Annotated in this window: 12 protein-coding genes; 7 read left to right on the top strand and 5 right to left on the bottom strand. The window is 37.4% G+C overall.

What is annotated here, in order from left to right:
* Positions 1–52: 52 nt before the first annotated feature.
* From frr to rpsB, 4 genes are all read right to left on the bottom strand, one after another.
* Positions 53–610, bottom strand: a complete 558-nt coding sequence (frr, locus tag B7C41_RS01415; protein WP_085296976.1) for a ribosome recycling factor — start codon at positions 608–610, stop codon at positions 53–55.
* Positions 611–629: 19 nt separating this feature from the next.
* On the bottom strand, positions 630–1,370 hold the full coding sequence (gene pyrH, locus B7C41_RS01410) for a UMP kinase (RefSeq protein ID WP_085296975.1): 741 nt from the start codon (positions 1,368–1,370) through the stop codon (positions 630–632).
* Between the two features lie 274 nt (positions 1,371–1,644).
* Positions 1,645–2,481: a translation elongation factor Ts gene (tsf, locus tag B7C41_RS01405; protein WP_085296974.1), complete on the bottom strand. Its 837-nt coding sequence runs from the start codon at positions 2,479–2,481 to the stop codon at positions 1,645–1,647.
* Between the two features lie 94 nt (positions 2,482–2,575).
* Entirely contained in the window at positions 2,576–3,304 is a 729-nt protein-coding gene (gene rpsB / locus B7C41_RS01400) for a 30S ribosomal protein S2 (RefSeq protein ID WP_085296973.1), read from the bottom strand.
* A gap of 362 nt (positions 3,305–3,666) precedes the next feature.
* On the opposite strand from rpsB, the gene B7C41_RS01395 reads away from it, so the two are divergent.
* The 5 genes from B7C41_RS01395 (at position 3,667) to B7C41_RS01375 (ending at position 9,597) form a co-directional block, all read left to right on the top strand.
* Positions 3,667–4,293, top strand: coding sequence for a hypothetical protein (locus B7C41_RS01395; RefSeq protein WP_085296972.1), 627 nt, complete (start codon positions 3,667–3,669; stop codon positions 4,291–4,293).
* Between the two features lie 268 nt (positions 4,294–4,561).
* A complete protein-coding gene (gene map, locus B7C41_RS01390) occupies positions 4,562–5,350 on the top strand; it encodes a type I methionyl aminopeptidase (protein WP_085296971.1) in 789 nt (262 codons plus the stop codon).
* A gap of 100 nt (positions 5,351–5,450) precedes the next feature.
* Entirely contained in the window at positions 5,451–8,075 is a 2,625-nt protein-coding gene (glnD, locus tag B7C41_RS01385) for a [protein-PII] uridylyltransferase (RefSeq protein ID WP_085296970.1), read from the top strand.
* Between the two features lie 32 nt (positions 8,076–8,107).
* Positions 8,108–8,938, top strand: a complete 831-nt coding sequence (dapD, locus tag B7C41_RS01380; protein WP_085296969.1) for a 2,3,4,5-tetrahydropyridine-2,6-dicarboxylate N-succinyltransferase — start codon at positions 8,108–8,110, stop codon at positions 8,936–8,938.
* Between the two features lie 329 nt (positions 8,939–9,267).
* The gene (locus B7C41_RS01375) at positions 9,268–9,597 is read left to right on the top strand and encodes a hypothetical protein (RefSeq protein ID WP_085296968.1); all 330 of its coding nucleotides are present in this window, start codon (positions 9,268–9,270) and stop codon (positions 9,595–9,597) included.
* A gap of 88 nt (positions 9,598–9,685) precedes the next feature.
* Here B7C41_RS01375 and truC read toward each other — a convergent pair whose 3' ends face one another.
* Positions 9,686–10,453 carry a tRNA pseudouridine(65) synthase TruC gene (gene truC / locus B7C41_RS01370; RefSeq protein WP_085296967.1) on the bottom strand — a complete coding sequence of 256 codons (768 nt, stop codon included), beginning with the start codon at positions 10,451–10,453 and terminating at the stop codon, positions 9,686–9,688.
* A 465-nt stretch (positions 10,454–10,918) separates the two neighbouring features.
* Between truC and B7C41_RS01365 the strand changes: the two genes are divergently transcribed.
* Entirely contained in the window at positions 10,919–11,959 is a 1,041-nt protein-coding gene (locus B7C41_RS01365) for a DUF3549 family protein (RefSeq protein WP_085296966.1), read from the top strand.
* A gap of 8 nt (positions 11,960–11,967) precedes the next feature.
* A complete protein-coding gene (locus tag B7C41_RS01360; RefSeq protein ID WP_085296965.1) occupies positions 11,968–12,270 on the top strand; it encodes a DUF3301 domain-containing protein in 303 nt (100 codons plus the stop codon).
* The last annotated feature ends 544 nt before the right edge of the window (positions 12,271–12,814 follow it).

The following is a 12,814-nucleotide window of genomic DNA, read 5'->3' as shown; positions in this document are numbered from 1 at the left end:
CAAAAACGCCGTAGTCATTATCTACGGCGTCGTTGATTAAGCAATGAAAATATTAAATTTCCATTAATTCCTTCTCTTTAACGTTCAAAACTTCATCAACTTGTTTAATAAATGTATCAGTAATTTTTTGCACGTCATCTTCAGCTTGATGCATTTCATCATCACTGATTTCTTTTTCTTTGTTCAAGGTTTTAATATCTGAGTTAGCATCACGACGAATATTACGAATAGCAACTTTACCGCCTTCAGCTTCGCCACGTACAACTTTAACTAAGTCTTTACGACGTTCTTCAGTTAATGCAGGTAATGGAATACGAATTAACGTACCTTGTGATGATGGGTTTAGGCCTAAATCTGACTTTAAAATTGCCTTTTCCACTGCACCAATCATACCTTTATCAAAAACGGTAATAGCTAAGGTACGTGCATCAGGAACTGAAATGTTGCCCACTTGGTTTAGCGGTGTATCCATTCCGTAATACTCAACAACAATGTTATCCAACAGAGAACGATGTGCACGACCTGTACGAACCTTGTTTAAACTAATTTTTAATGACTCTATGCTCTTTGTCATTCTTTCTTGGGCGTCTTGCTTTATTTCGTCTATCACTTTTTTATTCCTGCAATAATTAATTTAAATTTTCAGCGTGGTCGATAGTTGTACCTTCTTCACCACCCATGATGACTGACTTTAATGCACCAGGCTTATTCATATTAAATACACGAAGTGTCATGCTATGATCTCGTGCTAAGGTAAATGCGGCTAAATCCATCACTTGTAATTCTTTCTCTAGCACTTCTTGGTAGGTCAAATGACTATATAAAGTTGCTTCAGGATTCGCAACAGGGTCTTCTGAATAAATGCCATCTACTTTTGTTGCTTTAAGTACAACGTCAGCTTCAATTTCTATACCACGTAAACATGCTGCAGAATCTGTAGTAAAAAATGGATTACCTGTTCCTGCACTAAATATCACCACACGGCCTGATTTTAATAAACTGATAGCCTCAGCCCAGTTATAACGGTCACATACGCCCGCTAAATCAATCGCAGACATTAAACGCGTATTAACAAAGGCTCTATGAAGTGCGTCGCGCATCGCTAAACCATTCATTACTGTTGCTAGCATTCCCATTTGGTCACCAACAACACGATTCATGCCCGCTTCAGCCAAACCTTTGCCACGAAACAAGTTTCCGCCGCCAATTACAAGGCCGACTTGAATACCCATTTCGATCAATTCTTTAATTTCTTGTGCCATACGATCCAAAACTTTTGGATCTATGCCAAAACCTTCTTCCCCCATGAGGGCTTCACCACTAAGTTTTAAAAGGATTCGACGATAAGTTGGTTTGGGATTGATGCTCATGTAATAAACATTCCTTCAGAATTTTTTAATTAAAATAGCCTAGGTCTGATCGACCGCAGCTATTTTAGTACGTTTAGCTGTTTATCGAAAGCCCAATATGAAAAAAGTCTATGGTAGGCCATGCTTATCTTATTAACACCACCAATAAATTGTTCGATATTTCAGTAAATCCGTGACCGACTTATCAATTACACTAAGTTTTAGCGATAAAAAAAGCGCCTTTATTAGGCGCTTTTTTAAGAAAGTTGCATCAAGCAATAATTCATTAAATGAATTAGCCTTTAGCTGCAGCGATTTGTGCTTCTACTTCAGCAGCAAAATCTTCTTCTTTCTTTTCAATACCTTCACCAACTTCTAAACGAACAAATGAAGTAATTGTTAAGCCTTTCTCTTTCAAGATAGCGCCAACAGTTTTCTTAGGTTCCATAATGAAAGCTTGACCAGTTAAAGAAACTTCACCAGTGAATTTCTTCATGCGACCAGTAACCATCTTCTCAGCGATTTCTTCAGGCTTGCCTTCGTTCATCGCCATTTCGATTTGGATACGCTTTTCATTAGCAACAACATCAGCTGGAACATCTTCTGGAGTTAAGAATTCTGGCTTGCTTGCAGCAACGTGCATTGCAATGTGCTTAAGTGCTTCTGCATCACCTTCACCAGCAACAACAACACCAATAGTAGCACCGTGCTTGTATGAAGCTAACGTAGTACCTTCAACATAAGCTACACGACGAACATTGATGTTTTCACCGATTTTAGTCACTAGAGTAACACGCTCTTCTTCAAACTTAGCTTGTAAGTCTTCGATAGAAAGCTTTTCAGCGGCAGCAACATCAGCAACTTTGTTAGCAAACGCTAAGAAGTTATCATCTTTTGCTACGAAATCTGTTTGACAGTTGACTTCAACTAAAGTGCCATCTTTGATTATAATTTGACCTTCAGCAGCGATATTACCTGCTTTTTTCGCCGCTTTCGCTTGACCAGACTTACGCATGTTTTCAATCGCAAGTTCCATATCACCGTCAGCTTCTTGTAAAGCGCGTTTACAATCCATCATGCCCGCAGCTGTGCGTTCACGTAATTCTTTAACTTGTGCAGCAGTAATTGCCATGAGTTTATTCCTCAATATATAAAAATGTCAGTAATCGCCACAACACATTACGGTTGTGGCAATAGCAAAATAAAACGTATATTAAAAACTGAAATTATTCAGCTTCAACAAAACCGTCTTTTTCAGCTTGTACTGCGATGTTTTGCTCACGACCTTCTAGAACAGCATTTGCAGCTGAATCTAAGTATAAAGTCACCGCGCGAATCGCATCATCGTTACCTGGAACGATGTAGTCAACGCCATCTGGGTTTGAGTTTGTATCAACTACAGAAATTACTGGAATGCCTAAGTTGTTAGCTTCTTTAATAGAAATGTGCTCGTGATCCGCATCAATGATGAATAAAACGTCAGGTAAACCACCCATGTTTTTGATACCACCAAGGCTTTTCTCAAGTTTTTCCATTTCACGAGTACGCATTAACGCTTCTTTCTTAGTAAGCGCTTCAAAAGTACCGTCAGAGCTTTGAGCTTCAAGATCTTTTAGACGTTTGATTGATTGACGAACTGTTTTCCAGTTAGTCAACATACCACCTAACCAACGGTGATTTACGAAGAATTGATCACATTTAATTGCTGCATCTTTTACAGCATCGCTTGCTGCGCGTTTAGTACCTACGAATAAAACTTTACCTTTCTTCGAAGAAACGTTGCTTAATACAGCAAGAGCTTCGTTGAACATTGGAACAGTTTGTTCAAGGTTAATGATATGAACTTTATCGCGAGCGCCAAAAATGTATGATTTCATTTTTGGGTTCCAGTAACGAGTTTTGTGACCGAAGTGAACACCTGCTTTAAGCATATCGCGCATAGAAACGTTTGGCATGTTTTTTCCTTTGTGGGGTTAAGCGTTCATACATCCAATATACACGACCCTTATTGCGTTTTGTCGAATGACAAATTCGCTGAGCACCCCGGTATACCTTTGCTAGATGTATGTGAGTTTAGTTTTAATGTATCGAATAACTTATTAAATTAAATCAATACGGGTTAAGGCTAAAAACAGTCGAAAACTCTCGAAAGAATTTAACAAAAGATTTAGCGGCGCACTTTATACCATAAAGGGAGATATTTGACCAGTTTTTTGCTTACATTATGCTCATTAAAAGAAATTATGCATTCAGGGGTAGGATAATTGAAACTAGCACGGTAAAATTAGCATAATTTCTCCATTAAATTAGTTAACTCATGTCATCAAACACACAAAATGCTGAACTTTTCTTTATCTACGATAGCCATTGTCCATGGAGCTATGCTTCAACAGTGCTTGTCGAAAAGATACTAAGTGCCTTTCCTTCAATAACCTTTAGAGCCATGCATATAAGCTACTACGATGGTGACAACCAAGTATCACCTACGACTATTACTGCCGTAAAAGAATTTAGTAAAGTACCTTTCGGCGCTAACTACATGGATACGCTTAATTATTCTAAAGATTCAACATTAGTAGCAAACTTGATGGCTTGGGTGCAAAACAAATCAACAGGTTCAGCGTTTGAACTACTTACTAAGTTGCAGCATGCACACTTTGTTTTAGGTAATGAGTTAACCGACAAAGACAGCGTTAGCGAAATAATTGATGAGCTTAAATTGTCGCCACCGGCAAAAACCTTACAGGTAAACAAGTTAACAAAAGATGCTGAGTTTGCTATTCATGATATTACTGAAATTCAAGACATTATCGGCACACAAGCCATTCCTGCAATGTTGCTTGCCTATAATGAAAATTTGGTGTTATTAAATCACGATCTTTATTTAGAAAACCCAAGTGCAATCGTCGACGCAGTAACACTTGAACTTGAAAACTTATCTTAAGTAATACTGAATAAGAACATATCAAAAAATAACAGGTTTTATCAAACGATAAAGCCTGTTTTCTTATCTAAAATTGAATTTCCCCCAGCCTTTTTTATTATTTCAGCAATTAATTAGTTTATCTTTTGCTTTACGATTGGGAAAAATCTAAAAAGCATGTAAAATCACGAACAATAATTATTTACACTAGCGCTTGGCTTTTTAACGAAAAATATCGACAACGTTATCTTCGCTAGCGACATTAAAAATACAGGTATATTGAGGTTTTATGACAATTACGATTAAAGATCAGCAAGAAATTGAAAAAATGAGAATTGCGGGAAAACTTGCTGCAGATGTATTGGAAATGATTGAACCTCATGTAAAATCAGGTGTCACAACTGATGAGTTGAATACCTTATGTGCTGAATATACGGATAAAGTACAAGGCGCAATCTCAGCTCCTTTAAATTATCATGGCTTTCCAAAGTCAATTTGTACTTCAGTTAACCACGTTGTTTGTCATGGTATCCCGAATGATGTGCCACTCGTTGATGGCGACATTGTTAATATAGATATCACCGTTATTAAAGATGGCTATCATGGCGATACTAGTAAAATGTTTTTCATTGGTGAAACTTCTGCTGAAGATAATCGCTTATGTCGTATTACTCAAGAAGCTTTATATCTAGGCCTTAAAAAAGTTAAGCCGGGTAACACCTTTGGTGAAATTGGCACTGCAATTCAAAAATTCATTAAAAAATCTGGCCGCTATTCAATTGTAAAAGAATACTGTGGTCACGGTATTGGCAAAGAATTCCATGAAGAACCGCAAATTGTTCATTATAAAAATAATGATAAAGAAAAAATGGCTGAAGGCATGTGTTTTACCGTTGAACCGATGATCAACTTAGGTCGAGCTAACACGTTGCTTGATAAAGAAGACAATTGGACGGTGTACACGCTAGATGGTAAAAAGTCAGCACAATGGGAACACACAGTTGTCGTAACAAAAACGGGTTGTGAAATTCTAACGTTACGTAAAGATGACACTATTTCTAGAATGCTACACAACTAATAACGTGAGACTTTACTAACGTTATTAGAGAGGCTTAATAGCTTGGGTTTATTTCAATTAATAAGTAAACCTTTTTCTTGGCGAACATGAGAGTTTATCTTTGAATACATCCGACATTATTCCAGAACAGTATATCGACGCTCTCGCCGTTAGTGCTCCAACATTAACCAGTCAACAAATTTGCGCATTAAGCCAAGAATTCCAGCAATGGCAAAAAGAACAATTTCCAATCAGTGAAATTACCTCACTCGTTGCAGCAAGAGCTTTTTATGTTGACCTAATTCTCACCAAGCTTTGGTGCCAGCATCACCTAGACGAATATCAAATTAGTTTAGTAGCTGTTGGTGGTTATGGTCGCCGTGAACTACACCCCTATTCTGATGTTGATATATTATTGTTAACACAAGAAAGTGTAGAAGTTGACTTAGCAGAAAGTATCTCGGCATTTATTACCCAACTATGGGATGTAAAACTGGATATCGGACACAGTGTTCGTAGTGTTAAAGAATGTTTAAAACAAGCGATTGACGATGTCACTATCGCCACTAATCTAATGGAAATGCGGAAAATATGCGGACACGAATCACTTGTTGCACATTTACAGCCGCTGCTAAATGAAGATTACTTTTGGACTTCTGAAAAGTTTTTTCTAGCAAAAAAAAACGAACAGTACAAACGCCATGAACAATACCACGGCGCATCTTATACCCTAGAGCCTAATTTAAAAGCAAATCCCGGTGGCTTACGCGACATTCAAACGATTGGTTGGGTAGCCAAACGTCATTTTATGGCCGATACCCTCGAACAGCTAATTGATCACAACTATCTCACTAGCAATGAATTTTTCGAACTACTTGAGTGTCAAGATTACTTATGGCGTATGCGTGGTGCTCTACACTTTATTGCTGGTCGTAATGAAAACCGATTGTTGTTTGATTACCAGGCTGATGTTGCCGAACTAATGGGCTTTGGTGATGGTGGAAAACTCGCTATTGAACGGATGATGAAGCGCTTCTTCCGAATTATTTCACGCGTGGCCGAACTCAATAAAATGCTACTACAGCACTTTGAATACGCTATTATAAATAAAAAAGAGCACAGCAAAGAAACATACATAAACGAAGACTTTGTCATTATTGATGGCCAAATAAAAGCACTTAACAAACGTGTGTTTACTCGTTCAACTATGATCATGGAGTTATTTTTACTGATCGCTGAACATGAAGAAATTACCGACTTACATCCTGATACCTTGCGCTTAATGCGCAATGCCCGCAGACGCTTAGTCTCAGGGATGATTGACTATGCTCGTTGTCGGACAATTTTTATCGAATTAATCAAACACCCACGCGGATTAGGTTTGGCATTTACCTTAATGCATCGATACTCAATTATTGGCGCCTATTTACCACTATGGCGTAATATCGTTGGCCAAATGCAATTTGATTTATTTCACGCTTATTCAGTTGATGAACATAGTTACCGACTACTTAAAAACCTTTATAGATTTAGCTTACCCGAACATAATGAAGAATTCCCATTATGTAGCAAAATAGTACAACGGGTACGTAAGCCTGAACTACTATATTTTGCCGGAATATTTCATGATATAGCCAAAGGTCGTGGTGGTGATCACGCCAAACTTGGCGCTGCAGACGCGCTAGACTTCGCTAAAGTTCACAAACTTGGTGATCACGATGGCCGTATGATCGCTTGGTTAGTTGAGCAACATTTATTAATGTCTGTTACCGCACAGCGCAGAGACATTTCAGATCCAGAGGTCATTAAAGCGTTTGCTGAAATTGTTCGCGATGAAGCCCACCTTGACTATCTTTATTGCTTAACTGTTGCTGATATGCGAGCTACCAATGAGAGTCTTTGGAATAGTTGGAAGGCAAACCTACTTGAAGACTTATATTTTAGTGCCAAGCGTGCTTTTAGACGTGGCTTAGAAAAACCAGTAGATTTACGAGCTAAAATACGCGAAAACCAGCAGCAGGCATTAGAAATACTACAGGCACAAGATATTGACCATGAACAATTGCAGCAACTTTGGAAAGAGTTTAAAGCTGATTATTTCTTACGTTATTCACCTGAACAAATTGCTTGGCATTGTCAGCATATAGTTCAACATGGTAAAGACAGGCCTTTAGTACTTATTAGTGCTATACCCTACCGTGGTGGTACTGAAGTGTTTGTTTATACCAAAGACAAACCTCATATATTTTTTAATATGGTGTCATTGCTAGGGGCGAAAAAACTCTCTATTCATGACGCTAAAGTAACCACCAGTAAAACTGGCTATATTGCCAATACCTTTGTCGTGCTCGATAACCAAAATAAAGCAATTACCGATAGTAACCGAGCAAAAGCTTTAGCTAAATCATTAAGTGCTAATTTAGCTTCTGAAAAAAGCCGTATCAAAGCTAGACCACTAGCAAAGCGCTTTAAACAATTTAAAGTTAAAACTCAAGTCAGTTTTATCGAAAGTACAACCAAGAATCGTACGATGCTAGAGATAGTAGCACTTGACCATCCAGGCCTATTAGCGAACATAGCCGCTGTTTTTCAAAAATGTAAATTACAAATACACTCAGCAAAAATCACCACGTTTGGAGAAAAAGCTGAGGATGTATTTACCGTATCAAATAAAGATAATGAAGCACTAACAAAAGCGCAAGAGCAAGCATTAGAAGTGATGCTTTTCGCCGACAGCCACCAATAATTATACAGCATTGAACCATTAGGAAATCCCAAATGTCAGAATTACAAACAGTTATTGAACAAGCGTTCGAAGAACGTATGAATATTACGCCAGCAAGCGTATCCCCAGAAGTAAAAAAAGCTGTGCTTGACGCATTAGCAGCATTAAACAATGGCTCAGCACGTGTTGCTGAAAAAATTGCTGGGGAATGGGTAGTTCATCAGTGGTTGAAAAAAGCTGTACTACTTTCTTTTAGAATTTGGGACAACGAAGTTATTGATGGCGCCGAAAGCAAGTTTTTCGATAAAGTACCAATGAAATATACAAGCTACACCCAAGCTGATTTTGAAGCAGACGGGGTCAGAGTCGTACCTGGCGCGTCAGTTCGTACTGGCACCTATATTGGCAAGAATGTTGTAGTAATGCCTAGCTTTGTTAATATTGGAGCATACGTTGATGAGGGCTGTATGGTTGACGGCTGGGCAACAGTTGGCTCGTGTGCTCAGATTGGTAAAAACGTACATTTATCTGGTGGCGTTGGTATTGGCGGTGTGCTTGAACCATTACAAGCAGGCCCAACAATCATTGAAGATAACTGTTTTATTGGTGCTCGTTCAGAAATTGTTGAAGGTGTTGTCATCGAAGAAGGTGCGGTTATTTCAATGGGCGTTTATATTGGCCAAAGTACACGTATTTTTGACCGTGAAACTGGTGAAACACATTACGGCAGAGTACCTGCTGGCTCAGTTGTTGTACCAGGTAATTTACCGTCTAAATGCGGTAGTTATAGTTTATACGCAGCAATTATTGTTAAAAAAGTTGATGCAAAAACACGTGCTAAAGTTGGTATTAATGCGCTACTTCGTTCTGTATCTGAAGAATAACAGCAACCGATTTTCAACTTGAATAGATCAAACCATAACGGTGTAACGGCATTAAGCGTTACACCGCTTTTTTTGTGTTAACAAATGCACAACTGCTATTTTTTTGACGCTTAATTGAACAGTCATTAAAAACAACATTTCTTCTGTCAAACAACCGTTATCGACATATTTTTCAAATTACCCACCTAAAAACAAATAAAAATTATATGAATAAAATCAAATATATAATTGTAAATTTAAATTAATATTTGTTGTCTTCACCTTTAATATAAAAATTGGCAAAGCCTTTGCAGTAATCATAATTAAGATACTTAAACACTATTAGCATTATGAAAAAACTATCTATAATTTTTGCGTTATTACTGATCACACTATTATCAGCTTGTAGCTCTACATCAAAACTAGCTGTTGAAAAGAAGCCTTTAATATCAGATCAGTACCTTTTGCTAAGTTTGCTCAATCGCCCGGTAACTCAAGATCAACAAATGATGCTAGCTTTTGCGAAGCAACGTGATAATTTTCAAAATTTATACTTTGTAAATAGTGTTGCAATTAGAGGTCCTAAAAGTGATGATGCTAAATCAACTAGAGCAACGCATACTTTTAGTAACTTAATTGCTCAAGATTTTAATTCAGTGCGTATTAGCGGACCAGAGTAAGTTGAAGATTTAAACCGAATTAGTATATAAGGCTAACAAAAAAAGTTAGCCAATAGACATAACGAACAACAAAAGACTAACTTTTGTATTACAAATTTAATTCTTGCCAATTCAATTCATTAAGCACTTGTTGCCACTGCATATCAAACTTCGCACTAATGGTAAGTTCCTGCTGCGTTATCGGATGAATAAAGTTTAAACTTTTAGCAATGAGCATCAAACGTTTAAAGCCAAAATTCTCACCAAAAAATGGATTCTGTTTATTATCACCATAGTTAATATCGCCAATAATCGGATAACGAAGATGAGCTAAATGTCGACGAATTTGATGGCGGCGCCCAGTACGAGGCTGACATTTAACCAATGAATATCGCACACTCGGGTATTTACCTAACGGTACATGTAAAGTCGCTGTAGCTATCGACTGGTAATGCGTTTGAGCACTTTGTGCTTCTTTATCGCGACTAACATTTTTATCGCCCATGTCATCTAGCTTTTCTTTTAACGCATAATCAACCAAACCATCACCTAATAAGTGCCCACGCGTTAGCGCATAATAAGTTTTATGAATATTTCTTTCGCTAAAAGCCTGCCCCATTAAACGTGCAATATCTTGTGATAAGGCGAAAAGTAAAACCCCTGAGGTTGGACGGTCAAGACGATGTAACGGATAAACATATTGTCCAACTTGGTCACGAATAAGCTGTAATGCAAAGTAAATCTCATCTTTATCCATAAAGCTACGATGCACGAAAAGCCCTGCAGGTTTATCAACTGCTACTAGGTATTCATCTTGATATAATATAGTTAAAACGGGCTTTTCAAGGATCACCGCACCAGCATTTTCAATTGTCATGATTCTAAACTCTTTTCAGTCGTATCAATTTTACTTTGCTAAGACCTTTGCACTAACTGGTCACTAAACAACTCATCAATGTCGGCAACAACGTTACTCACCTTAAACAGGTACGCGTACTTAAATACTTCAGCAACTATAGGGTAACCGAAATACTGCTGAGTAACGTTTGCTTATTTCTGACTAATGGCGAGAATTGTTCAATAAAAACAAACTCTAACCATTACTCAACGGTTAGAGTTTCACTGCAAAGTTTGTTGTAATTTGCAGTGCAGCCACTGTTGATATTTGTTTACCCCGCAACTTTGCTTTTTTCAATTCAAGTTTAAGTTTGCCTAATCAAAAAGCAGTTGAATAAATTGACGTACATCAGCCATGATTATCGGTGGAGATAAAGTGCTATTATCTCTATAATGGCGCGCTATAACAACCTATCTCAACCATTTATAGCGATTGCATTTTACTATGAGCACAACTTCAAACCACATTGCTTCAATTTCAGAGTTACTGAATTTATCTGGCTCTCAATATCGTATTTACGACATTGGCCGTCGTGTTGATAAAATTTCTAAGGAACAATTTGAGAAGATTGAGTCTGCTCAGCTACCTTATCCATTTCCATCACAAGGACACGCACAACTTGCTATCGCATTTTGGCAAAAGCAATCAACAACACCTTATTTATGGTTTGTAAAACTTCCTTTAGATGAGCGAGGCTTATTAAATCAAGGCGCGAGAAATCATTTTATCGCGATCATTGTGGAAGCACTAGGTAGTGACTTGTCAGTCAGCCCTACAGAGCAACAAGAAACACTGCTAAAAAAGAATCCGTACCACTTCACTCCACCACAATATAAATTGGCGGCAGTAAATAGTATTATTTCAGTAGCATTGAAGCAACCGGCGAGTAAATTCTACCAGCCTGCAATAAACTACCTTTCGGGCATAAATGGCTGGGATGCATGGCATGAAGTTGGTGTGCAAGGCTTGTCTGACGTAGCCATTCGCATAGATGACAATAGCAATGCTGAGGTACTAACTAGCGCTTTCAATAATTTACCTGAGCAAGTACTATCACCATTATGTTCTACATTAGAAAATATGGTATTACCTGCTGAGCTGATTGAAAAAATAACTCAACGTTATGTGTTAGCAAATAGTGAAAATGATACATCACTTGCTTTATCATTATTGCGAGCACTTGCATCAAGTACTCAACATCCCTATAGCGAGAAGTTTATTGTTGAGTTGATTAACAGCCAAACACTATCAGAGGATACATTAATCATCATTGCGGGCCGTTTATGGTCGATATTAAATCATGAAGAAATTCTATTTAACTATCTGGAACAATTAATTAAAAGTGATGACTTAGAGTTATTTAAAGCAATATTTAAAGATTTAGTTGCAATTCCAACTACCCGCCCTTTACTATTGCAAGCAATTCGTTCGCCTAATCGAAGTAGTGCTTTAGCACATGCTATCGGTGAGTTGTTTAAACAATAAGGGATCACGTGGAAAATATTTACTATTTACTTTTTGTCGGCTTGTTATTTTGGTATTTCGTCTATTTACGTAAAGTCTCTGAGTATGCTCGATCGCACGCCAATAAATACTGCAAGCAAGAAAACTTACAGTTTTTGGCAATTGCTCGGTTATCAAGTCGCTTTAGATTTTCAAAACGCCATGGACCACATTGGGTTAGTCAATTCGATTTAGAGTTCAGTGGTGATGGTGAATCAAACTATCACGGTATTATGACTTTACGCGGCTATAAGCTAGATAATATCGATACTCCGGCGTACCGTGTAGGTTAAGTACTAACTTTAGAGTTTAAACAATATCACCTGTTCGTATATAGACATATTTTTTATTAAAAATCAGGCAAAGAAAAAGCGACATAAAGTCGCTTTTTCTTTTTAACACTTAACTAGATTATTGTTCCGCTAATCCTTAGCTAATCTTCCATAAATGTTTATTCATTCCATAAATAACTTATGCATCCTGCATGATATCCGTATCGAATCTAGCTTAAGTGTATAACTGCCCTGTTAATAAATGTATATCCTTTTACACAATAGTGACTATGCATCCAATACTAGTCACTATACTAAAGGTTTTCCGTAACCCTGTGTCTTCTTGACCTGAGTAAGTTTACTGAATTGAGTTATGCAAAATACCCTTATAATATTATTTTTTACTACTCATTAGATAACCAGTAACAATAAAAAATTAAAATACGTTTAAATCAATTAGATAGAATTATCGTACGCATAAATAACAAAATCAGTACGTATCAACGGACAGCGATTGCAGATATGTCTTACAAAGATAAACGGAATTACAGAATACCACAGTTAA

This window comes from Cognaticolwellia mytili (assembly GCF_002104475.1).
GTDB classification, from domain to species: Bacteria; Pseudomonadota; Gammaproteobacteria; order Enterobacterales; family Alteromonadaceae; genus Cognaticolwellia; species Cognaticolwellia mytili.
This window is presented reverse-complemented; position numbering and strand designations above follow the sequence as displayed.

Coding starts and splice junctions, on each gene's coding strand:
- B7C41_RS01365 (WP_085296966.1), top strand. CDS start 10,919: ATGAGCACAACTTCAAACCACATTGCTTCAATTTCAGAGTTACTGAAT.
- rpsB (WP_085296973.1), bottom strand. CDS start 3,304: ATGCCAAACGTTTCTATGCGCGATATGCTTAAAGCAGGTGTTCACTTC.
- truC (WP_085296967.1), bottom strand. CDS start 10,453: ATGACAATTGAAAATGCTGGTGCGGTGATCCTTGAAAAGCCCGTTTTA.
- map (WP_085296971.1), top strand. CDS start 4,562: ATGACAATTACGATTAAAGATCAGCAAGAAATTGAAAAAATGAGAATT.
- pyrH (WP_085296975.1), bottom strand. CDS start 1,370: ATGAGCATCAATCCCAAACCAACTTATCGTCGAATCCTTTTAAAACTT.
- B7C41_RS01375 (WP_085296968.1), top strand. CDS start 9,268: ATGAAAAAACTATCTATAATTTTTGCGTTATTACTGATCACACTATTA.
- dapD (WP_085296969.1), top strand. CDS start 8,108: ATGTCAGAATTACAAACAGTTATTGAACAAGCGTTCGAAGAACGTATG.
- tsf (WP_085296974.1), bottom strand. CDS start 2,481: ATGGCAATTACTGCTGCACAAGTTAAAGAATTACGTGAACGCACAGCT.
- B7C41_RS01395 (WP_085296972.1), top strand. CDS start 3,667: ATGTCATCAAACACACAAAATGCTGAACTTTTCTTTATCTACGATAGC.